Annotated in this window: 22 protein-coding genes; 7 read left to right on the forward strand and 15 right to left on the reverse strand. The window is 72.0% G+C overall.

Features of this window, described 5'->3' with window-relative positions; genetic code table 11:
* Positions 1-78: 78 nt before the first annotated feature.
* From ACIQPR_RS01560 to sigE, 4 genes are all read right to left on the reverse strand, one after another.
* Positions 79-525: a sec-independent translocase gene (locus ACIQPR_RS01560; protein ID WP_403640251.1), complete on the reverse strand. Its 447-nt coding sequence runs from the start codon at positions 523-525 to the stop codon at positions 79-81.
* Positions 526-724: 199 nt separating this feature from the next.
* Positions 725-2,458: a trypsin-like peptidase domain-containing protein gene (locus ACIQPR_RS01565; RefSeq protein ID WP_403640253.1), complete on the reverse strand. Its 1,734-nt coding sequence runs from the start codon at positions 2,456-2,458 to the stop codon at positions 725-727.
* 77 nt (positions 2,459-2,535) lie between these two features.
* Positions 2,536-3,516, reverse strand: coding sequence for a zf-HC2 domain-containing protein (locus tag ACIQPR_RS01570; RefSeq protein WP_403640256.1), 981 nt, complete (start codon positions 3,514-3,516; stop codon positions 2,536-2,538).
* The gene (gene sigE / locus ACIQPR_RS01575; RefSeq protein WP_019072074.1) at positions 3,513-4,214 is read right to left on the reverse strand and encodes an RNA polymerase sigma factor SigE; all 702 of its coding nucleotides are present in this window, start codon (positions 4,212-4,214) and stop codon (positions 3,513-3,515) included. Before sigE ends, ACIQPR_RS01570 begins: the two co-directional genes overlap by 4 nt.
* A 270-nt stretch (positions 4,215-4,484) precedes the next feature.
* Here sigE and ACIQPR_RS01580 point away from each other — a divergent pair, with 270 nt between their 5' ends.
* Positions 4,485-5,183, forward strand: a complete 699-nt coding sequence (locus ACIQPR_RS01580) for an O-methyltransferase (protein WP_403642815.1) — start codon at positions 4,485-4,487, stop codon at positions 5,181-5,183.
* Between the two features lie 87 nt (positions 5,184-5,270).
* On the opposite strand, the gene ACIQPR_RS01585 is transcribed toward ACIQPR_RS01580, so the two are convergent.
* Complete coding sequence (locus tag ACIQPR_RS01585) at positions 5,271-5,438, reverse strand: DUF3117 domain-containing protein (RefSeq protein ID WP_003966491.1); 168 nt, start codon at positions 5,436-5,438, stop codon at positions 5,271-5,273.
* Between the two features lie 375 nt (positions 5,439-5,813).
* Here ACIQPR_RS01585 and ACIQPR_RS01590 point away from each other — a divergent pair, with 375 nt between their 5' ends.
* The gene (locus ACIQPR_RS01590) at positions 5,814-6,617 is read left to right on the forward strand and encodes an enoyl-CoA hydratase/isomerase family protein (protein ID WP_403640258.1); all 804 of its coding nucleotides are present in this window, start codon (positions 5,814-5,816) and stop codon (positions 6,615-6,617) included.
* Positions 6,618-6,623: 6 nt separating this feature from the next.
* Here the strand turns inward: ACIQPR_RS01590 and ACIQPR_RS01595 are convergent, their stop codons facing one another.
* Entirely contained in the window at positions 6,624-7,196 is a 573-nt protein-coding gene (locus ACIQPR_RS01595; RefSeq protein ID WP_403640261.1) for a DNA-3-methyladenine glycosylase I, read from the reverse strand.
* Positions 7,193-7,540, reverse strand: a complete 348-nt coding sequence (locus ACIQPR_RS01600) for a DivIVA domain-containing protein (protein WP_403642817.1) — start codon at positions 7,538-7,540, stop codon at positions 7,193-7,195. The genes ACIQPR_RS01595 and ACIQPR_RS01600 overlap by 4 nt, the downstream gene beginning before the upstream one ends.
* Positions 7,541-7,675: 135 nt before the next feature.
* Between ACIQPR_RS01600 and folP the strand changes: the two genes are divergently transcribed.
* A complete protein-coding gene (gene folP / locus ACIQPR_RS01605) occupies positions 7,676-8,536 on the forward strand; it encodes a dihydropteroate synthase (protein WP_403640264.1) in 861 nt (286 codons plus the stop codon).
* A gap of 10 nt (positions 8,537-8,546) precedes the next feature.
* On the opposite strand, the gene ACIQPR_RS01610 is transcribed toward folP, so the two are convergent.
* Together ACIQPR_RS01610 and dapE are read right to left on the reverse strand one after the other, a co-directional pair.
* Positions 8,547-9,305: a TIGR00730 family Rossman fold protein gene (locus ACIQPR_RS01610; RefSeq protein ID WP_403640267.1), complete on the reverse strand. Its 759-nt coding sequence runs from the start codon at positions 9,303-9,305 to the stop codon at positions 8,547-8,549.
* Positions 9,306-9,382: 77 nt separating this feature from the next.
* Entirely contained in the window at positions 9,383-10,462 is a 1,080-nt protein-coding gene (gene dapE, locus ACIQPR_RS01615; protein ID WP_403640270.1) for a succinyl-diaminopimelate desuccinylase, read from the reverse strand.
* Positions 10,463-10,547: 85 nt separating this feature from the next.
* Here dapE and ACIQPR_RS01620 point away from each other — a divergent pair, with 85 nt between their 5' ends.
* On the forward strand, positions 10,548-11,546 hold the full coding sequence (locus tag ACIQPR_RS01620) for a heavy metal transporter (RefSeq protein ID WP_403640273.1): 999 nt from the start codon (positions 10,548-10,550) through the stop codon (positions 11,544-11,546).
* A gap of 283 nt (positions 11,547-11,829) precedes the next feature.
* Complete coding sequence (locus tag ACIQPR_RS01625; RefSeq protein WP_403640276.1) at positions 11,830-12,282, forward strand: ATP-binding protein; 453 nt, start codon at positions 11,830-11,832, stop codon at positions 12,280-12,282.
* Between the two features lie 100 nt (positions 12,283-12,382).
* On the opposite strand, the gene ACIQPR_RS01630 is transcribed toward ACIQPR_RS01625, so the two are convergent.
* On the reverse strand, positions 12,383-13,477 hold the full coding sequence (locus ACIQPR_RS01630) for a bifunctional succinyldiaminopimelate transaminase/glutamate-prephenate aminotransferase (protein WP_403640278.1): 1,095 nt from the start codon (positions 13,475-13,477) through the stop codon (positions 12,383-12,385).
* A 146-nt stretch (positions 13,478-13,623) separates the two neighbouring features.
* Positions 13,624-13,944, reverse strand: coding sequence for a ferredoxin (gene fdxA, locus ACIQPR_RS01635; RefSeq protein WP_006346810.1), 321 nt, complete (start codon positions 13,942-13,944; stop codon positions 13,624-13,626).
* 140 nt (positions 13,945-14,084) lie between these two features.
* Here fdxA and ACIQPR_RS01640 point away from each other — a divergent pair, with 140 nt between their 5' ends.
* Both ACIQPR_RS01640 and ACIQPR_RS01645 read left to right on the forward strand, forming a co-directional pair.
* On the forward strand, positions 14,085-15,146 hold the full coding sequence (locus ACIQPR_RS01640; protein ID WP_403640281.1) for a GNAT family N-acetyltransferase: 1,062 nt from the start codon (positions 14,085-14,087) through the stop codon (positions 15,144-15,146).
* 17 nt (positions 15,147-15,163) lie between these two features.
* Positions 15,164-16,021, forward strand: a complete 858-nt coding sequence (locus ACIQPR_RS01645; RefSeq protein ID WP_403640284.1) for a tetratricopeptide repeat protein — start codon at positions 15,164-15,166, stop codon at positions 16,019-16,021.
* A 1-nt stretch (position 16,022) separates the two neighbouring features.
* Here the strand turns inward: ACIQPR_RS01645 and ACIQPR_RS01650 are convergent, their stop codons facing one another.
* Genes ACIQPR_RS01650 through ACIQPR_RS01665 form a run of 4 tightly spaced genes read right to left on the reverse strand, consistent with a single transcriptional unit; the run spans position 16,023 to position 19,526 of the window.
* Entirely contained in the window at positions 16,023-16,637 is a 615-nt protein-coding gene (locus ACIQPR_RS01650; RefSeq protein ID WP_403640285.1) for a response regulator, read from the reverse strand.
* Complete coding sequence (locus ACIQPR_RS01655) at positions 16,634-17,842, reverse strand: sensor histidine kinase (RefSeq protein ID WP_403642820.1); 1,209 nt, start codon at positions 17,840-17,842, stop codon at positions 16,634-16,636. The genes ACIQPR_RS01650 and ACIQPR_RS01655 overlap by 4 nt, the downstream gene beginning before the upstream one ends.
* A 5-nt stretch (positions 17,843-17,847) precedes the next feature.
* Positions 17,848-18,579, reverse strand: coding sequence for an ABC transporter permease (locus tag ACIQPR_RS01660; protein ID WP_403640287.1), 732 nt, complete (start codon positions 18,577-18,579; stop codon positions 17,848-17,850).
* On the reverse strand, positions 18,576-19,526 hold the full coding sequence (locus tag ACIQPR_RS01665) for an ABC transporter ATP-binding protein (RefSeq protein WP_403640290.1): 951 nt from the start codon (positions 19,524-19,526) through the stop codon (positions 18,576-18,578). The genes ACIQPR_RS01660 and ACIQPR_RS01665 overlap by 4 nt, the downstream gene beginning before the upstream one ends.
* Positions 19,527-19,584 lie beyond the last annotated feature (58 nt).

Here is a 19,584-nt window from a genome sequence, read left to right on the forward strand (position 1 = left end):
GTGTTCAGGCCGTACGAGGGCGTGGCGCGGGTATGAAACGCGTCACGTGAGAGGCGTTCCGGGGGCCGCGCGGGAGGGTCAGGTGGCGTCCGCGTCGAAGGGCGGGCGCTCGTCCGTCCCGGGGTCCTCGGGCTTCTTGGTCATGTCGATACGACCACCTGAAGACGACGCGGAGGACGCGGAGGACGGGGAACTCGGAGTGTCGGCGCTCTGCACCGCCTCCGTGACCTCGGCCATCTCCTTCTTCAGATCGAAGCCGTTGCGGATCTCCTTGAGCCCCAGCTCGTCGTTGTCCAGCTGCTTGCGCAGGAACGTCTTGGGGTTGAGGTCCTCGAAGTCGAAGTCCTTGAAGTCCGGGCCGAGTTCCTCGCGGATGTCCGCCTTGGCGCTCTCCGAGAACTCACGGATCTTCCGGATCGTGCGCATGACGTCCTGGATGACCTTGGGGAGCTTGTCCGGACCGAAGACGAGCACGGCGAGGACGACGATCGTCACCAGCTCTAGCGGTCCTATGTCATTGAACACCTGAAGCTCCTTGCGATCCTCGGTCCGCGGCCCTCGGTGGTCGGTGCGCGTCTTCCGTGGTCCGGGCCGGGTCCACGGTACCCGGCGATCCCACCCGACCGGTACTGTCCCGTGGGCTACGAGTGGGTGTACAGCACCGGTTTTCCGGGTTGTTTGCCTAGTGGGACCGGGCGTGGGCCTCTCACCTGTGACGTTTCTGTCAATCGCCGGTCGAGGAGCCCAGAACGAGCGACACGGTCATGCTTCTGCCGCCCCTCAGGAGGGTCAGGCGCAGGTGGTCGCCGGGTCGGTGGGCCCGGGTCCTGACGATGAGTTCGTCGCCGGAGTGCACCCGCTCGCCGTCCACCTCGGTGATCACGTCGCCCGCCCTGAGGCCGGCCCGGGCGCCGGGGCCGCCGGTGGTGACGGCGGGGTCGCCGTCGCTGCCCTTCGTGGCGACGCGGGCGCCGTCCCCGGTGTAGTCCATGTCCAGGGTGACGCCGATGACCGGGTGGGTGGCCTTCCCGGTGTTGATCAGTTCCTCGGCGACCCGCCTGGCCTGGTTGACCGGGATGGCGAAGCCGAGCCCGATGGAACCGGCCTGGCCGTCGCCCGTGTCGATCCCGTCGTCGGCGGACCGGATCGCCGAGTTGATCCCCACGACCCGCCCCTGGGCGTCGAGCAGCGGGCCGCCGGAGTTGCCCGGGTTGATGGGCGCGTCGGTCTGGAGGGCGTCGACGTACGAGACGTCGCTCCCGTCCGCCGCGTCGCCGCCGGCCGTGATGGGCCGGTCCTTGGCGCTGATGATCCCGGCGGTCACGGTGTTGTCGAGGTCGAAGGGCGCGCCGATCGCCACGACGGGGTCGCCGACCCGCACGTTGTCGGAGTTGCCGAGCGGCATCGGCCGGAGCCCGCGCACTCCGGTCACCTGCACCACGGCGAGGTCGTACCCGGTGTCGTGTCCGACGACCTTCGCCCTGGCGGTCTGTCCCCCGCTGAAGCTCACGGATATCCGGCCGTCGCTTCCGGCCGGCCGCACGACATGGTTGTTGGTGAGGATGTGCCCCCGCGTGTCCAGCACGATCCCGGTGCCCGTCCCCGACTCCTCGTCCCCGGTCACATGCAGCGTCACCACACTGGGCAGGGCCCGAGCGGCGATCCCGGCCACACTCCCGGCCGCCCGCGCGCCGTCCTCCGCACCGGCCTGCGGCAGCACGACGTCCCCACCACCGACCCCGTCCCGCTCCAGATACGCCCCTACGACCCCGCCGACGCCCCCGGAGACCAGCGCGAGCACGAGCCCCGAGACGACGAGGAGTCGCCGGGTGCGGGCGCGCCGCTGTTCGTGGGTGAGGCTGGCGGCGCCGGTCTGCTGGAGGGGTGCGGGGAGCGCGGGCGCCCAGGGGTCGTAGCGGTGCCAGGGATCGGCGTCGGGGGCGGTGTCGCGGGCGGTAGCGGTATCGGGGTCGGCGTCGGAGGCGGGGGCGGGGGCGGTGACGGAGGCGGTGACGGGGTCAAGTGGAGCGGGAGTGCCGGAAGTTGCCTCAGGGGCCTGTGAGGCAGGTGTCCCGGAAGGCGTTGTAGGGGCCTGTGGGGCGGCGGCGGGCTCGGAGGTGGCCGCCGGGTGCCGGAGCGGCTGCGTCGGCGCCCAGGGGCCCGGCTCGCCGTGCGGCGGGGTGCCGTCGGGGTCGAGGTCGTCGGGGTCGGCGGCATACAGAGGCTCGGGACGTGGTCGGGGGACGGGACGGTCCGCTGTGCCGTCGCCGGAGTCGTCCACGGCCGTGCCGCCGACCGGAGCGGCCTGCGCGGGGATTCCCGGTGCGAAGTCGCCGTCCGCGCAGGCCACTTCACCGCTGCCGCTGCCGCCGTCGTCACCGCGACCCGGCGTCGCCGGCCGGGCTCGGTTCCACCACTTCGGCTTCGTGGGTTCCGGTTCCGGTGTCCGCTCGTCCATGTGCTCCCCACCGCCCGCCGTGCCACCCCGTACGCCCCGGATTCAACCAGGTCGGCGGGGTGTTGCGCAGGGGCAGGTCAGCGGTGGGGGCGGGAGGAGGCGGAGGGGGCCGGAGTGGGGGACGAGGTGGCGTCGGGTGCGCGCAGCAGACCGGGGGCCGTGACCTCGGGGGCCGTGGACCAGGCCGTGAGGGCGACCGGCGGGGTGGTGGTGAGCGGGCGTATCAGCGGGGACATGACCGCCGCGCCGGCCACCACGGGTGCCGTCAGCGAATGCATGACCTCGTCGTCGCCCCGGACGGCCGCCGGGGACGGCACCCCGGGCAGCAGCGGCGCGGAGACGGAGGTCGGGACGACCGCGGTGTCACCGAGCATGGACCGCTGGCTCGCGCCCTGGGCGAGCAGGGGCCCGACGCCCCGGCGGCGCCCGGAGTCGGCGGTCGCGGCGCCCGTGCCCTGGGTGCGCGCCGGAGTCACGCCGGTGCCACCGCGCGCCTCCGCGGCGGTGTCGCCCGGAGTGACCGTGGCCACCCCGCCCAGGGCGATGGCGGCCAGTGAGACCGCTCCGGCGGCGACGAACGCGAACCGCATGCCGCGCGAGGCGGAGCGGTCGCTGTCGTGCCGGCTGACGTCATGGATGCGGAAGCCCTCGCGGGCGGACCGGGACGGGGACGAAGGGGTCAGCGCCGTGGCCGCGTGCGGGCGCGCGGGGACGTAGCCGAACTCGAAGGCGTCGAGCGGGCCGTCTCTTTTGACGCCGAAGACGCCGATCCCGGCGAAGAGTTCGCCGCCGGGCGGCTCCTCGCCATCGGTGTCGCCGTCTCCCCCGGGAAGGCCCTGGAGGCGGGCCAGGAAGCTCTCGGAGGGCGGCGGCGGGGCCATTTCCGCGAACACGTTCTTCAGTCGGCGCTGCGCGTCGGCCTCGGCCTTGCACTTCGTACAGGTGGCCAGGTGCGCCAGTACGCGCTCGCGCGACTCATGACCGAGCTCCCCGTCCACCAGGGCGGAAAGTCGGTCTCCCAGATGCTGCTCCGCAGGCGTAGGACGTGATCCACTCACGCGGTCGCGCCCCCTCCCCCCAGCGCGGGCACACGCGCCACGAAGGAGCGGCGCTCGGCCCGTGCTTCCGGCGAGCGGTGCGCGAGGGCCTTGCGCAGCTGGGAACGGCCGCGGTGGATCCGGGACCGGACGGTGCCGAGCTTGACGCCCAGGGTCGCGGCGATCTCCTCGTAGGAGAGGCCCTCGATGTCGCACAGGACGACGGCCGCGCGGAACTCCGGCGCGAGGGTGTCCAGGGCCTGCTGGACGTCGGCGTCGAAGTGCGCGTCGTTGAAGACCTGCTGCGGCGAGGGCTCGCGGCTGGGCAGGCGCTCGGCCGCGTCCTCCCCCAGCGCGTCGAAACGGATGCGCTGCTTGCGACGGACCATGTCCAGGAAGAGGTTGGTGGTGATGCGGTGCAGCCAGCCCTCGAAGGTGCCGGGCGTGTAGGTCGACAGGGAACGGAAGACCCGGACGAAGACCTCCTGGGTGAGGTCCTCGGCGTCGTGCTGGTTCCCCGTCAGGCGGTACGCGAGCCGGTACACACGGCCGCTGTGGGTGCTGACGATCTCCTCCCAGGTGGGCGGAGTCCACGCCTGCCCGTCCGCGTCGGTGGAGAAGGTCGCGGTCTGGGCGTGGTCAGCGGCGTGGCTGTGGTCAGCAGCGGTGTCGTTCACGGATTTCGGCCTGCCCGCCGATCCGAGAAAGCGCCGGAGCACTCCTCCCCGATCCACGGGTACAGCCGCACCTCCCCTGTCGGCTCTGGTGGTGTCCAGTGGAGCACCTACCATAGCCACCTCGCCCGTTAGCTCCGGATAAGGGGTTTTACGAGAATTTGATACATGCTCATACCGACCCTCCGCCGGTACGAGCCGATGCTCGGGCACCCGCTCCCGCCGCTGCTCGGCGTCCTGATCCATCCTCATCCCCCGCTCTCCCCTCCGGCCGCGTCCCCCAGTGCATTCCTGCCTCTCTAAACGCCCGGTCCCATCAGCAGGTTCCCGGCACCAACGGATACAGTCACGCCCAGGCAACCACGGGGACAGGAGAGGGTCATTACCGGCAACCGGCAGACGAGCTGGGCGTTCGCCGACGCCTATGTCGCCGAGGACGAAGCACTGCGCTGGGCCCGGGACCGGGCCCGCGAGGCAGGGCTGCGCTCGGTGTCGCCCGGCACGGGAGCCGCGCTGCGGATGCTGGCCGCCACCGTGGACGCGAAGGCGGTGGCGGAGATCGGCACCGGGACCGGCGTGTCCGGAATGCATCTTCTGCACGGCATGCGGCCCGACGGGGTGCTGACCACCGTCGACCAGGAGCCGGACCACCAGCAGTTCGCCCGCCAGGCCTTCCGCGCCTGCGGCTTCGCCAGCAACCGGGCCCGCTTCATCCCGGGCCGCGCCCTGGACGTGCTGCCCCGGCTCGCGGACGCCGGCTACGACCTGGTGTTCTGCGACGGCGACCGGCAGGAGTTCCTGGACTATCTCGCTGAATCGTTGCGCCTGCTGCGTCCGGGTGGCCTGGTGGTCTTCGAGGGCGTCTTCGCCAACGGCCGGACCGTGGACTCGGGCCCGCAGCCGACCGAGGTGCTGCGGCTGCGCGAGGTGCTGCGCGCGGTGCGCGAGAGCGCGGAGCTGGTGCCGTCGCTGCTCCCGGTGGGCGACGGCCTGCTGTGCGCGGTCAAGCGGTAGGGAACCGTGGCAACGCGGGAAAGCAGCGGCCCCGGCACCATCGCGGATGCCGGGGCGGCTGAAGGGGTATGGGCGCGTTCCGCCGCGTCAGCCGACGACCTTCTTGAGGGCGTCGCCCAGGGCGTCGGCCTCGTCAGGGGTCAGCTCGACGACGAGCCGACCGCCGCCTTCGAGCGGAACGCGCATGACGATGCCCCGCCCCTCCTTGGTCACCTCGAGCGGGCCATCGCCCGTCCGCGGCTTCATGGCCGCCATGCTCGTTCCCCTTCCTGAAACCAGCTCATCGTCGCCGACGGCCCCATGGAGGGCACGCGCGGCCCCCAATGAGACACGCGTCACCGGCATCGAACACATTGCTTCCAAGCCATTATCCCGCATCTCAGGACCCGATGACCAACATCAGTCGGCATCGCTTGGGCAACGCGCGCGAGCAAAACCACCCAATTCGCCGATGTGACTGCGATACTGCGCCACCGCGCGGACCCCCGCCGACCGAAACCGGCCCGGAATTCTTTGACGCAGGTCACACGTCCGGTCCGGTGCTCGGACGGCGATCTCCGCCATGCTGTCCTACGGACGTTGGGCGTACCGACCGGTACGCCCGAGCGGCGACACCGGAGGGGACACACCATGGCCGACACCGTGCTCTACGAGGTGAGCGACGGACTCGCGACGATCACGCTGAACCGCCCGGAGGCGATGAACGCGCTGAACATCGCGACCAAGGTCGCCCTCCGGGAGGCGGTAGAGGCCGCGGCGGGCGACGACGCCGTACGGGCGGTGCTGCTGACCGCGGCCGGGGAGCGGGCGTTCTGCGTAGGCCAGGACCTCAAGGAGCACATCACGCTCCTGGCCTCCGACCGGGAGGCCGGGACCGGGGCCACCATGACCACGGTCAAGGAGCACTACAACCCCATCGTGCGGGCGCTGACCGGCATGGCCAAGCCCGTGGTCGCCGGGGTCAACGGGGTCGCGGCCGGGGCCGGCTTCGGGCTCGCGCTGGCCGCGGACTACCGCGTGGTGGCGGACACCGCCGGCTTCAACACGTCCTTCGCGGGCGTGGCGCTGACCGCGGACTCCGGCATCTCCTGGACGCTGCCCCGGGTCGTCGGCCCCGGGCGCGCCTCCGACCTGCTGCTCTTCCCCCGCACGATCACCGCCCAGGACGCGCACGACCTCGGGATCGCCAACCGTCTCGTGCCCGCGGCCGAGCTGCACGCGGAGGCCGCGAAGGTGGCGCGGGCCCTGGCGGACGGCCCGACGGTGGCGTACGCGGCGATCAAGGAGGCCGTCGCCTACGGCTTCTCGCACACCCTTGAGGAGACGCTGGAGAAGGAGGACGAACTCCAGGCCCGCGCGGGCGCGTCGGAGGACCACGCCATCGCCGTGCAGGCCTTCGTCAACAAGGAGACCCCGAAGTACCTGGGCCGCTGAGCCGGCTCAGGTGCGGCGGGCCACACAGTCCGCCAGGTGGTCGTCCACCAGGCCGCAGGCCTGCATCAGGGCGTACGCCGTCGTCGGCCCGACGAATCTCAGGCCCCGCTTCTTCAGGGCCTTCGACAGGGCCGTCGACGCGTCGGTGACGGCCGGGACGTCCCCGAGTGTCTTCGGGGCCGGGCCCGGCTCCGGGGCGTGGGACCAGATGAACTCGTCCAGCTCGCCCGGCGCCCAGTCGGCCAGCACGCGCGCGTTGGCGATCGTGGCGTCCACCTTGGCGCGGTTGCGGATGATGCCCGCGTCGGCGAGGAGGCGTTCGCGGTCGGCGTCCGTGAAGGTCGCCACCTCGGCGATCCGGAAGCCCGCGAAGGCGGCCCGGAAGCCCTCGCGGCGGCGCAGGATGGTGATCCAGGACAGGCCCGACTGGAAGGCCTCAAGGGAGAGCCGTTCGTAGAGGGCGTCGTCGCCGTGGACCGGGCGGCCCCACTCCTCGTCGTGGTAGGTGACGTAGTCGTCGGTGGACAGCGCCCAGGGGCAGCGCAGGGCGCCGTCCGGACCGGCCACGGCGTCGCTCACTGGTGGTCGCCTTCGACGGGCTTCTCGATCGAGACGCGGTGGCTGCGCGCGCCCGCGAGCGCGGACTCCAGGTCGGCGATCCGGGCGTCCCGCTCGGCGAGTTCGGCGCCGATGCGGTTGAGCGCGTCGTCCACCTCGGCCATGCGGTAGCCCCGCGCGGCGAGCGGGAAGCGCAGGGTCTCCACGTCGGCCTGGTCGACGGGCCGGTCCTGGGGCAGGGCGTCGTCGAGGCGCTCGGGGGCGACGTCGGGCAGCGGGGCGTTCTCACCGCCGCCGATCACCGAGAGGGTCACGGCGCCGACCACGACGGCGAGCCCGACGACCAGGAACAGGAACATGAACATCTCTGAGGTCTCCACGGGCGTCGATGTCGGACGTGCCGAAGCCGAATGTGTCAGGGTCCGATCGTGCCATGCGACGCTGACAGTTAGGGTCACAGGCGGCTGAAGACCGGTAGGTACCAGGAAAGGTCACAGGGGATGCTCAGGCTGGGCAGGCGTGAATTCGGCGCGCACGAGCCGGTGATCATGGCGATCGTGAACCGGACCCCGGACTCCTTCTACGACCAGGGGGCGACGTTCCGCGACGAACCCGCCCTCGCGCGCGTGGAGCAGGCGGTGGCCGAAGGGGCCGCCATCATCGACATCGGCGGGGTGAAGGCGGGCCCCGGCGAGGAGGTCACCGCCGAGGAGGAGGCGCGGCGCACGGTCGGTTTCGTGGCCGAGGTGCGGCGCCGCTTCCCGGACGTGGTCATCAGCGTCGACACCTGGCGGCACGAGGTCGGCGAGGCCGTCTGCGAGGCCGGCGCGGATCTCCTGAACGACGCGTGGGGCGGTGTCGACCTCCGGCTCGCGGAGGTCGCCGCGCGGTACGGCGTCGGGCTGGTGTGCACGCACGCGGGCGGCGCCGAGCCGCGGACGCGTCCGCACCGGGTGGCCTACGACGACGTCATGGCGGACGTCCTGCGGGTGACCCTGGGGCTCGCCGAGCGGGCCGTGGCCCTGGGGGTGCCCAGGGAGTCGGTGCTGATCGATCCCGGGCACGACTTCGGGAAGAGCACGCGGCACAGCCTGGAGGCGACCCGGCGGCTCGGGGAGATGGTCGAGACGGGGTGGCCCGTACTGGTCTCGCTGTCCAACAAGGACTTCGTGGGCGAGACGCTCGACAAGCCGGTCAAGGAGCGGGTCGTCGGCACGCTCGCGACCACTGCCGTGTCCGCGTGGCTGGGGGCCCAGGTGTACCGGGTGCACGAGGTCGCGGAGACCCGGCAGGTGCTGGACATGGTGGCGTCGATCGCGGGGCATCGGCCCCCGGCGGTGGCCCGCCGGGGGCTCGCGTAGCGGGGAGCCGTCAGCGGCCGGCTTCCTTCGACACCAGCGCGACCGCCTCGTCCACGTCGTCCGTCACGTGGAACAGGAGGAGGTCCTTCTCCGACGCCTTGCCCTGGGCGACCAGGGTGTTCGTCAGCCAGTCGACCAGGCCGCCCCAGTACGCGCTGCCGAAGAGGACGATCGGGAAGCGGGTGACCTTCTGGGTCTGCACGAGGGTGAGGGCCTCGAAGAGCTCGTCGAGGGTGCCGAGGCCGCCGGGCAGGACCACGAAGCCCTGGGCGTACTTGACGAACATCATCTTGCGGACGAAGAAGTAACGGAAGTTCAGGCCGATGTCGACGTAGGGGTTGAGCCCCTGTTCGAAGGGCAGCTCGATGCCCAGGCCGACGGAGACGCCCTTGGCCTCCAGGGCGCCCTTGTTGGCCGCCTCCATGGCTCCGGGGCCGCCGCCGGTGATCACGGCCCACCCGGCCTCCACGAGGGCGTGTCCGAGCCGTACGCCCGCTTCGTACTCCGGTGAGTCCGGCTTGGTCCGGGCCGAGCCGAACACGCTGATCGCGGGCGGCAGTTCGGCCAGGGTGCCGAAGCCCTCGATGAACTCCGACTGGATGCGCAGAACGCGCCACGGGTCGGTGTGGACCCAGTCCGAGGGGCCGCCCGCGTCCAGGAGACGCTGGTCGGTCGTGCTCGCGGTCACCTGGCCGCGCCTCCGGAGGACCGGTCCCAGGCGCTGTTCCTCCGGTGGCTGCTGCTTGCCCTCGGGGTTGCCTGTAGCCATGTGCGCTCCCTCCACTTGCAGGTGTTTCGTACCTCAGCGTAGGTCTACGCGGGTTACGGAGGGGGGACATACGGATGTCAGGCGGTGAGCCAGTCCCGAAGTCGGCGCTCCGCCTCGGGGACGAGGGCCGCCTCGACCCTCTCGTCGACCTTGTGGGCGAGGAGTTGGGCTCCGGGGCCGTAGTTCACCGCGGGCACTCCGAGGGCGCTGAAGCGGGCCACGTCGGTCCAGCCGAACTTGGGGCGGGCCTCGCCGCCGACGGCCGCCATGAAGGCCGCGGCGGCCGGGTGGGTCAGGCCGGGGCGGGCCCCTCCGGTGTGGTCGTCCACGACGAACTCGTCGACCCCGCAGTCGGCGAAGTACTCGCGCACGAAGGCCTCCGCCTCGGCCTCGCTGCGGTCGGGCGCGTAGCGGAAGTTGACGACCAGGGTGCACTCGTCGGGGATGACGTTCGTGGCCACTCCCCCTTCCACGCGGACCGCGTTGAGGCCCTCGTGGAACCGGAGGCCGTCCACGACCGGTGTGCGGGCCTCGTAGGCGGCGAGTCTGGCCAGTGCCCGGGAGGCCGCGTGGATCGCGTTGGAGCCCATCCACGCGCGCGCGGAGTGCGCTCGTTCTCCCTTGAACTTCAGGAACATGCGCAGCGTGCCCTGGCAGCCTCCCTCGACCTGACCGTCCGTCGGCTCCAGGAGGACCGCGAAGTCGCCCTCCAGCCACTCGGGATGGGCTTCGGAGACGTGCTTGAGGCCGTTGAGCGGGGCGGCGACCTCCTCGTTGTCGTAGAAGACGAACGTCAGGTCGCGGTTGGGGGCGGGGACCGTGGCCGCGAGGCGGAGCTGGACGGCGACGCCGGACTTCATGTCGCAGGTGCCGCAGCCCCACAGGACGCCGTTCTCGTCGAGGCGCGAGGGGATGTTGCCGGCGATCGGGACCGTGTCGATGTGGCCGGCCAGAATGACGCGTTCCGTTCGGCCCAGGTCGGTGCGCGCGACGATGTTGTTGCCGTACCGGTCGACCGTCAGATGGGGCAGCGCGCGCAGCGCGGTCTCCACGGCGTCCGCGAGAGGCTTCTCGCTGCCGCTCTCCGAGGGGAAGTCGACGAGTTGCGCGGTGAGGCGTGCGGCGTCCAGCGTGAGGTCAAGTGGGGTATCGGCCATGCCGTCGACCCTAACGCGAAGGGCGTCTCCACCGTTTGTCCACACCCGGCGCAGCGGCAACAGGAGCCTCCAGTACCTTGTGGGGATGCCTGAGCAGTCCCCCACCCCAAAGAAGCGTCGACGCGGTCGCCTCTTCCGGTTCTCGGCCGCCTTCGTGGTGCTGCTCGCGGTCGCGGGCTACCTGGTGATCCAGTACGTCACCGGCGGCCGGGGCGGCCCCGGTTGCAAGGTGGTCTCCGGCAAGGACGACGGCCAGGAGTTCGACTTCACGCAGGAGCAGACGATGAACGCGGCGACGATCGCCGCCGTCGGCACCGGACGCGGGATGCCCGAGCGGGCCGTGACGATCGCGCTGGCGACCGCCATCCAGGAGTCACAGCTCGTCAACATCACCCACGGGGACCGGGATTCGCTCGGTCTGTTCCAGCAGCGGCCCTCGCAGGGCTGGGGCACCGAGAAGCAGATCATGGACCCGACGTACGCGGCGAGCGTCTTCTACGAGCACCTGGCCAAGGTGGAGGACTACGAGAAGCTCCCTCTCACTGTCGCCGCGCAGCGCGTGCAGCGCAGCGGTTACCCGGAGGCGTACGCCAAGCACGAGCCCGACGCGGCGCTGCTGTCCGCCGCCCTCACCGGGCGGACGGCGGCCACGCTGACCTGTCAGGGCCTCCCGGACACCACCGTGACCGCCACCGGCCCGGACGCCGTACGGGCCGCGCTGGTACGGGACTTCGGGCGCGCGGTGCTCAAGGAGACGGGCGCGGAGGTGACGGGCGACGGGACCTCGTCCAAGGGCACGTCCGGGTCGACGTCGAAGGGCGGGGCCACGGCCACGCCGTCGCCGAGCGGTGGTGCCACGGGCGGGAGCAGCACGGTGACCCTGCCGGTGCGGTCGGGCAGCACGAAGACCGGCTGGCAGCTCGCGCACTGGGCGGTGGCCAACTCCTCGGTGCTGCACATCGACCGCGTGTCGTACGCGGGCCGCGAGTGGGCCGCGGGCAGCGCGAACGACCCGTGGCACGCGACCGGTGCCAAAGCCGCGGGCGGGGTCCGCATCGAGACCGTGAAGCCCACCGGGCAGTAGCCGGGCAGCAGTACGGGTCCTCACCCGTAGGGGTCACGCGCGGTCGATCCGGGTCCGGGGGTGCTCAGGTTTTCGCGTGGTCACCCCGGGGTGTGCCGGAGTCCTTGGAAACAAAGGGCTGCGAGCATGCGGAGGCCTTTCGGGCCGGGCGCTCTTTGTCCGTTTTTATCCGTAACTGATAATGCGACGCATTGCCAACTCTTTACTTTGGCGCTCCGCAACCTTCGCGCGCTTCGAGCGGTAGTCACTGCGTCCGAGCCCGGAGATCAACACAAGGAGCATCATGTCCCTCCCCCTGACCCGCCGGATCGCCCGTGCCGCGCTGCTCGTCGCAGCGGGAGCGGCAGCCGGGGTCGGTGCGGCCGGCTCCGCCAGTGCGGCCCCCTCCCTGCCGGCCACCCCGAACCTGGGCGCGCTGACCGCGCTCGACGGGGCGAGCGTCGGCAACACGGTCGACGGCGCGAGCCAGAACGTCACGGGGGTCGCCGGCAAGTCCGGTGGCCAGACGCTGGAGAAGGCGGTGCCGGCCGCCGGGAAGACCGGCGGGAAGGTCGCCAAGACGGTGGCTCCGGCCGCGCAGCAGGTCGCCGGGGACACGGCGGGCCAGGCCGGCGGCCTGCTCGGCGAGACGGCGAAGACGGCCACGGCGGGTGGCGGGCTGCCGACCGACGCGGTCACCAAGGGCGGTCTGCCCACGGCCCAGGAGCTGCCCCTGAAGGGTCTGCCGCTCGGCTAGCCCACCCGCTGTCCGCCCGCGCGAGAAGGGGTCCGGGGAGTGTTCCCCGGACCCCTTCTCGTGTCGTACGTAGAACCCCGGGCGGGGCGGAGGCGGCGCCTCAGCGCAGCCTGTCCACGGCCGCCCTGACCCGCTCGTCCGTGGCCGTCAGCGCCACGCGGACGAAGTTCTCGCCCGCCGCTCCGTAGAAGTCGCCCGGCGCCACCAGGATGCCCAGGTCGGCCAAGTGGGCCACCGTGGTCCAGCAGGACTCGTCGCGGGTCGCCCACAGGTAGAGGCTGGCCTCGCTGTGCTCGATGCGGAAGCCGTGGGCGGTCAGCGCCTCGCGCAGGAGGCCGCGGCGGGCCTTGTAGCGCTCGCGCTGCTCCTGGACGTGGGTGTCGTCGCCCAGGGCCGCCACGACCGCCGCCTGGGTCGGGGCCGAGGTCATCATGCCGCCGTGCTTGCGGATCTCCAGCAGGGGGCCGAGGACCGCCGGGTCGCCGGCCAGGAAGGCGGCGCGGTAGCCGGCGAGGTTCGAGCGCTTGGAGAGGGAGTGGACGGCGACGAGCCCGTCGTAGGAGCCGCCGTTGACGTCCGGGTGCAGGACCGAGACCGGGTCGGCCTCCCAGCCCAGTTCGAGGTAGCACTCGTCGGAGAAGACGAGGACGCCGTGCTTGCGGGCCCAGGCGACGGTCTCGGTGAGCTCCCGCTTCGAGAGGACCTTGCCGGTCGGGTTGGACGGGGAGTTCAGCCACAGCAGCTTGAGGCCGGCCGGGTCCAGGTCGCGCGGGTCGTCGTAGACCTCGTACTCGGCGCGGGCCAGGCGGGCGCCCACCTCGTACGTCGGGTAGGCGAGGCGCGGGTACGCGACGCGGTCGCCCGGGCCGAGTCCCAGCTGCGTGGGGAGCCAGGCGACCAGTTCCTTGGAGCCGACGATCGGCAGCACGTGGCGGTGGGTGACGTCCCGGGCGCCGAGGCGGCGTTCGACCCAGCCGGTGAGCGCGTCGCGGAGGGCCGGGGTGCCCCAGACCGTGGGGTAGCCGGGCGAGTCGGCCGCGTCGATCAGGGCCTTCTGGATCAGATCGGGGACCGGGTCCACCGGGGTGCCGACCGACAGGTCGACGATGCCGCCCGGGTGCGCCGTCGCCGTCTTCTTGTACGGCTCCAGCTTGTCCCAGGGGAAGGTGGGCAGACGGTCGGAGACTGCGGACACGGTTCCTCGCTCACTTTCTTCGGTACGACCGGTACACCCGGTGAGGCCGGTACACCCGGCACGGCAAATGCCTCGGTCCCGTAGGGCGCTGATCCGGTGTGATCAGGCCGTACGGGACCGAGGCGGCGCGGCTGCGCGGGCCGCTCCTACTGGTTCTGCGGCGGCAGCCCGGCGACGAAGGGGTGGTCGCGCTCGATCAGGCCCAGCTTGCTGGCACCGCCCGGGGAGCCGAGCTCGTCGAAGAACTCGACGTTCGCCTTGTAGTAGTCCTTCCACTCCTCAGGAGTGTCGTCCTCGTAGAAGATGGCCTCGACCGGGCACACCGGCTCACAGGCACCACAGTCGACGCATTCGTCCGGGTGGATGTACAAGGACCGTGAGCCCTCGTAGATGCAGTCGACCGGGCACTCCTCGATGCACGCCTTGTCCTTGACGTCGACACAAGGCTGCGCGATGACGTAGGTCACGCTGTCGTTCCTCCTCGATAGGGCGCTGGCGGGCCTCTGTAGGCTCCGCCGCCAGGCGCGCTGGAGCGCGGCGTCGTCCATGCCCGCACCTAGTATCTCCGTTCCGGGGCGTGATCCATACAGGAGGGGTGAAGTGACCTGTGGAAATCTCTGCGGCCGGACGGCTCGAGGTCCGCATCAACGCGGCTGACGTGGGCAAACGGGTGTCCGTGCGGCGTTCGACCGAGGGTGAAGACACGGCCGAGAAGTTCACCGACACGGTGGGTGTTCTCACATCATGGGACGACGGTGTGGTCACCATCACACGGAAGCGCGGCGAAACCATCCTTATTCCTGAATCCTCGCTGGTGGCGGGCAAGGTCGTGCCGGCCGCCCCGGCCCGCCGTCGGGGACCCGCCGCGAGCTACCGGGAGCTGGCGCTCGTCTCCTCGCGGGGCTGGCGCCCGGTGGAGAGCGAGCGGCTCGGCGAGTGGGAGCTGCGCGCCGCCGCCGGATTCACCCGCCGCGCCAACTCCGTGCTCCCGCTGGGCGATCCCGGTCTGCCTCTCGACGCGGCCCTGACCGCCGTACGACGGTGGTACGGCGACCGCGGCCTGCCCGCGTACGTCCAGACCGCGACCGGCGCCGAGGGCACGCAGGAGCTGCTCTGCGCCGAGCTGGAGCGGCGCGGCTGGACCCGGGCGGTGACGGCCGAGCTGTGGGTCGGGGCGCTGGCCCCGGTCGCCGACCGGGCGGACCCGGCCGGGGTCGTCCTGAGCCGGACGGCCGACGACGCGTGGCTGGCCCGCTACCAGCGCAAGGGGGTGAGCGAGGTGGCCCTGAAGGTGCTGGGCGGCGGACCCTCGGTGTGGTTCGCGACGGTTCCCGGCGAGGGCGCCGAGCCCGCCGCGATCGGGCGCTGCGTCGTCGACGGCCGGTGGGCCGGCTTCGCCGCCGTCGAGGTGGATCCGGCGCTACGGCGACAGGGACTCGCCTCGCTCGTGATGGCCGCGCTGGCCTCGCGGGCGCTGGAGGAGGGCGCGTCGGCCGCGTGGTTGCAGGTCGAGACGGACAACACGGGAGCGCGGGCGCTGTACTCCGGGATGGGGTTCGCGGCGCATCACGCCTACCACCACTACCGCGAGCCGGACTCGACCGGTGACGCGGGTGACACCCGTGATGCCGGTGACGGCGCTCGTGACGGTCGCGACGGTTCGTCGTGAGGGGGTTCGAGTTCGCCATGCCCGGTCCCTGTCCCTCTCCCCCGTCGCCCGAACGGTCGGCGGACGTCCGTGCCCGGTTCGCCGAGGAGGCCCGGTCCGAGCGGCCCGATCTCGCCACGCTGTGCCTGCTGGTGGGGGCGACGGCGGACGGCGCCCTGGACGACCCGGGCCTCGACGCCGCGCAGGTCGAACTCGACGGGCTGGCCGGGCAGTTGCCCTACCGTCCCGGCGGGCCCGCGGCGTGGGCCGACGCGGTGCGTCAACTCCTCGGCGTCCGCTTCGAGTTCCGCGGTACGCCCGGCGACTACCAGCGGCTGGGGTCCTCGCTGCTGCACGAGGTGCTGCGGCGGCGGCGCGGGCTGCCCATCCTGTTGTCCGTGGTGTGGATGGAGGTCGCGCGGCGGGCCGGGGCGCCGGTGTACGGGGTCGCGCTGCCGGGGCACTTCGTGGTGGGGTTCGGGCCGGCGGAGGAACAGGTGCTGGCCGATCCGTTCGACGGCGGGCGGCTGTTGTCGGGCGGCGACGCGGAGTTGCTGGTCGCGGGCGCGACGGGCGCCTCGCTGGAGCCCTCGATGCTGGTGCCCGCGGCGCCGCTGGAGGTCGTCTCCCGGGTCCTGAACAACATCCGGGCGTGGGCCGCGGCCCGGCCGGAGCGGTCCGATGTCGCGTTGTGGGCGGTCGAGTTGGCGCTGCTGCTGCCCTCGCATCCGGCGCGGCTGCGCTACGAGCGGGCCCAACTGCTGGTGCAGCGCGGGGACTACGTCACGGGGGCGGCCGAACTGGAGTCGTACGCCGAGGTGGTGGCCGCGGTGGACGAGCCGACCGCCGACCAGGTCCGGCGCCAGGCCCACTCGGCCCGCTCGATGCTGAACTGACCTACAGCCAGCCCTTCTCCCTGGCCGCCCGCACCGCCTCCGCACGGTTCCGCACCGCGAGCTTCTGGATCGCCGTGGACAGGTAGTTGCGGACCGTCCCCTGCGACAGGTGCAGTGCCGTGGCCAGTTCGGCGTTGGTCGAACCGTCGGCCGCCGCCCGCAGGACCTCGCGCTCCCGGTCGGTCAGCGGGTTGGCGCCCTCGGCGAGGGCCGCCGCCGCCAGGGTCGGGTCGATGACCCGTTCGCCGGCGAGCACCTTCCGTACCGCTTCGGCCAGTTGGGCCGCCGGGGCGTCCTTCACCAGGAAGGCGTCGGCGCCCGCCTCCATCGCGCTGCGGAGGTAGCCGGGCCGGCCGAAGGTCGTCAGGACCACCAGCTTCACCCCGGGCAGCGCTCTGTGGACCTGCGCCGCCGCCTCGATGCCGGTGCAGCCGGGCATCTCGATGTCGAGGAGGGCCACGTCCACGCCGTGGTCCCGGGCCGCCGCCAACACCTCGTCGCCGCGCGCCACTTGGGCGACGACCTCGATGTCGTCCTCCAGGCCGAGCAGTGCGGCCAGCGCCTCGCGGACCATCGACTGGTCCTCGGCGAGCAGGACCTTGATCGTACGGCTCATGCGGGCGATCCTACGTCCGCCGAGGCGACCGGAACGCCTGCGGGCACCCGTGCGACCAGCCGGAAGCCGTGCTTGAGGCGGGTCGTCTCCAGGGAGCCGCCGACCTTCGCGAGGCGCTCGGTGAGACCGGTCAGGCCGTTGCCGGGGCCCTGTCCTGAACCGGCGGAGCCGTTGTCCTCGACGGAGAGTTCGAGCATCGGGCCGTCGAGGGTCTGGCGCCGGACCAGTTCGACGACGCAGCGCTGGGCGCCGCTGTGCCGCACCACGTTGGTGGTCGCCTCGCGCAGGGCCCAGGCGAGGGCGGACTCGCTGTCCTCGGGGACGCCGGTGAGGTCCGGCTCGGCGGGGAGGTCGGCGGTGACGCCGGCGGCCGTCAACGCGACCTGGGCGCCCGCGAGTTCGCCGGGGAGGCGGGGGCGGCGGTAGCCGGTGACCGCCTCGCGGACGTCCACCAGGGCCTGGCGGCTGACCTGTTCGATGTCGGCGACCTGCTGGGCCGCCTTGTCGGGATGGTCGGGGAGCATCCGGCCGGCCAGCTCGCTCTTCAGGGTGATCAGGGACAGGGAGTGGCCGAGCAGGTCGTGCAGGTCGCGGGCCAGGCGCAACCGCTCCTCGTTGGCCGCCAGTTGGGCGACCGTGGCGCGCGCCTTGCGCAACTCGACCGTCGTGCGCACCAGTTGCCGTACGCCCGTCATGGAGTAGCCGATGAGCAGGACCACCAGGAACAGGCCCCAGGCGTCGTCCAGGTCGTGGGCGTGCCAGCCGGCCAGCATCATGGCGACGGTGGTCAGCGGGATCGTCCAGTACGCGGCGCGCAGCGGGAGGGCCACCCCGCAGGACACGGAGACGTAGACGAACAGGCCGATCCAGGAACCGCCGAGGGTGAAGGCCAGGGTGACGGCGAGGACGCCGAGCAGGGCGACCAGGGCGGCGACGGTCCAGCCGGCGTAGGGGCGGCCCATGGTGCGGAAGACGACCGCCAGGTAGGCCGCGACGAAGGCGGTCCAGCCGACCCAGCCGGCCGCCGTGGCCAGGGTGGTGTGGTGGCCCGAGGTCAGGTCGTGCACCGGGGCGCTGAGGAAGACCAGCCACGGCACCACCCACACCAGCTTGCGCATCGCCTCGGAGCGGTTGCGGGGCGGCTGGCCGATCCGCACCAGCCGGTCCGCCTGGGCCTCCTCCTCGGACCGCGGGTCCTGCGTCATCGCGCTCACGCCTTCAGCGTGTCCTTCCGGTACAGCCAGGCCGCCCCGCCCGCGAAGAGCGCGAAGTAGACGACGAGGAGGGTGATGTCCTTGGCGTGGGGCGACTGGCTCTGCTCGATGGCCTGCCCCAGGGCAGCGTACGCGTGCGTGGGCAGCCACTTCGCGATGTCCTGGAGCCAGGTCGGGAAGGTCGTGGACGGGAACCAGAGGCCGCCGAGGATGGACAGTCCGAAGTAGACGATCATCGTGATCGGGCGGACCGCGTCCCCTGAGGCGAGGTAGCCGATGGCGACGCCGAGCGCGGCGAAGACCAGGCTGCCGGCCCAGATCGCGCCGGTCAGCGCGAGCCACTGCCAGGCGTCCAGCCGTACGTCCTTCACCAGGGCGGCGACGAGGAAGACGACCACGATGGACGGCAGGCTGACCACGGCGGCGCTGGCGGTCTTGGCGAGGACGTAGCCGCGCCCGGGCAGGGTGGTCAGCCGCAGCTGCCGTACCCAGCCGTTCTCCCGTTCCTTGGCGATGCGTTCGCTGTTGCCCATCAGGACGGCGGTCAGGGCGCCGAAGGAGGCCATGGAGACCATGACGTACTTGGCGACGCTCAGGCCTGTGCCGTCGACCTTCCCGGTCTGGTTGGAGACCAGCAGGAAGATCACCGAGGGATAGATCACCGAGAAGAACAGGAACTTGCGGTTGCGCAGGGCGCGGGTGAGTTCCAGTTTGATCAGGCTGTTCATGACTGCTTGGCCTCCTCGGCGGTGGTGATGGCGACGAAGGCCTGCTCCAGGCCGAGCCCGGCGACTTCGAGGTTGCGGGGGTAGACACCGAGGCCGTAGAGCGCGTGGACGGTCGCGTCGGCGTCGGTGGACTGGATGCGGATCGTGGAGCCGCCGCCCGCGCCGGAGCCGCTGTGGGACACGGTGACGGAGGTCAGGAAGGGCAGGGCCCTGATCGCCGCCTCGTCGATCTCGCCCTCCAGGTCGAAGGCGATCCTGCGGGCGCCCGCCTTCGCCTTGATCTCGGCGGAGGTGCCGTCGGCGAGCAGCCGGCCGCGGTGCAGGACCAGGACGCGGTCCGCGATGGCGTCGGCCTCTTCGAGGTAGTGGGTGGCGAAGAGGACCGTACGGCCCTGGTCGGCCTGTTCGCGCATGGTGGCCCAGAAGGCCTGCCGGGCGGAGACGTCCATGCCGGTGGTCGGCTCGTCGAGGACGATCAGGTCACTGTCGCCCGCGGTCGCGAGGGCGAAGCGGACGCGCTGCGCCTGGCCGCCGGAGAGCTTGTTGACCTTGCGGTCGGCGATCTGGGCGATGCCCGCGCGGGCGATCACATCGCCGACCTTGTACGGCCGGGGGTGCAGCGCGCAGGCCAGTTTGACCAGTTCACCGACCGTCACCTCGTCCATCAGGCCACCGCTCTGGAGCATCGCGCCGACCCGCCCGGCGACGATCGCCTCGCGCGGGCTGGTGCCGAACACGCTGACCGTGCCGCTGTCGGCGTGCTTGAGCCCGAGCAGCAGATCGAGCGCGGTGGACTTGCCGGCCCCGTTGGGCCCGAGCAGGGCCACCGTCTCCCCCGGGTGCAGCGCGAGCGACAGCCCGTCGACGGCCCGGACACTGCCGTAACTCTTGCTCACCTGGTCGAACCCGACCACCGGGGTGGCGGTGGTCGCCGCTGTTGTCGTCATGGCACCCATCGTCGCCGCCGGGGGGTGCCGCCCGGCAGTGTCGGGGGTCCGGTGTGGC

Source organism: Streptomyces sp. NPDC091280, assembly GCF_044768565.1.
Lineage (GTDB): Bacteria > Actinomycetota > Actinomycetes > Streptomycetales > Streptomycetaceae > Streptomyces.

Excerpts from the sequence above, each read along its gene's own strand:
- ACIQPR_RS01600 (WP_403642817.1), bottom strand. The coding sequence starts at position 7,540 with ATGTTCATGTTCCTGTTCCTGGTCGTCGGGCTCGCCGTCGTGGTCGGC.
- folP (WP_403640264.1), top strand. The coding sequence starts at position 7,676 with ATGCTCAGGCTGGGCAGGCGTGAATTCGGCGCGCACGAGCCGGTGATC.
- ACIQPR_RS01590 (WP_403640258.1), top strand. The coding sequence starts at position 5,814 with ATGGCCGACACCGTGCTCTACGAGGTGAGCGACGGACTCGCGACGATC.
- ACIQPR_RS01610 (WP_403640267.1), bottom strand. The coding sequence starts at position 9,305 with ATGGCTACAGGCAACCCCGAGGGCAAGCAGCAGCCACCGGAGGAACAG.
- ACIQPR_RS01655 (WP_403642820.1), bottom strand. The coding sequence starts at position 17,842 with ATGACGCAGGACCCGCGGTCCGAGGAGGAGGCCCAGGCGGACCGGCTG.
- ACIQPR_RS01660 (WP_403640287.1), bottom strand. The coding sequence starts at position 18,579 with ATGAACAGCCTGATCAAACTGGAACTCACCCGCGCCCTGCGCAACCGC.
- ACIQPR_RS01585 (WP_003966491.1), bottom strand. The coding sequence starts at position 5,438 with ATGGCGGCCATGAAGCCGCGGACGGGCGATGGCCCGCTCGAGGTGACC.
- ACIQPR_RS01620 (WP_403640273.1), top strand. The coding sequence starts at position 10,548 with ATGCCTGAGCAGTCCCCCACCCCAAAGAAGCGTCGACGCGGTCGCCTC.
- ACIQPR_RS01625 (WP_403640276.1), top strand. The coding sequence starts at position 11,830 with ATGTCCCTCCCCCTGACCCGCCGGATCGCCCGTGCCGCGCTGCTCGTC.
- ACIQPR_RS01665 (WP_403640290.1), bottom strand. The coding sequence starts at position 19,526 with ATGACGACAACAGCGGCGACCACCGCCACCCCGGTGGTCGGGTTCGAC.
- ACIQPR_RS01645 (WP_403640284.1), top strand. The coding sequence starts at position 15,164 with ATGCCCGGTCCCTGTCCCTCTCCCCCGTCGCCCGAACGGTCGGCGGAC.
- dapE (WP_403640270.1), bottom strand. The coding sequence starts at position 10,462 with ATGGCCGATACCCCACTTGACCTCACGCTGGACGCCGCACGCCTCACC.
- ACIQPR_RS01650 (WP_403640285.1), bottom strand. The coding sequence starts at position 16,637 with ATGAGCCGTACGATCAAGGTCCTGCTCGCCGAGGACCAGTCGATGGTC.
- ACIQPR_RS01565 (WP_403640253.1), bottom strand. The coding sequence starts at position 2,458 with ATGGACGAGCGGACACCGGAACCGGAACCCACGAAGCCGAAGTGGTGG.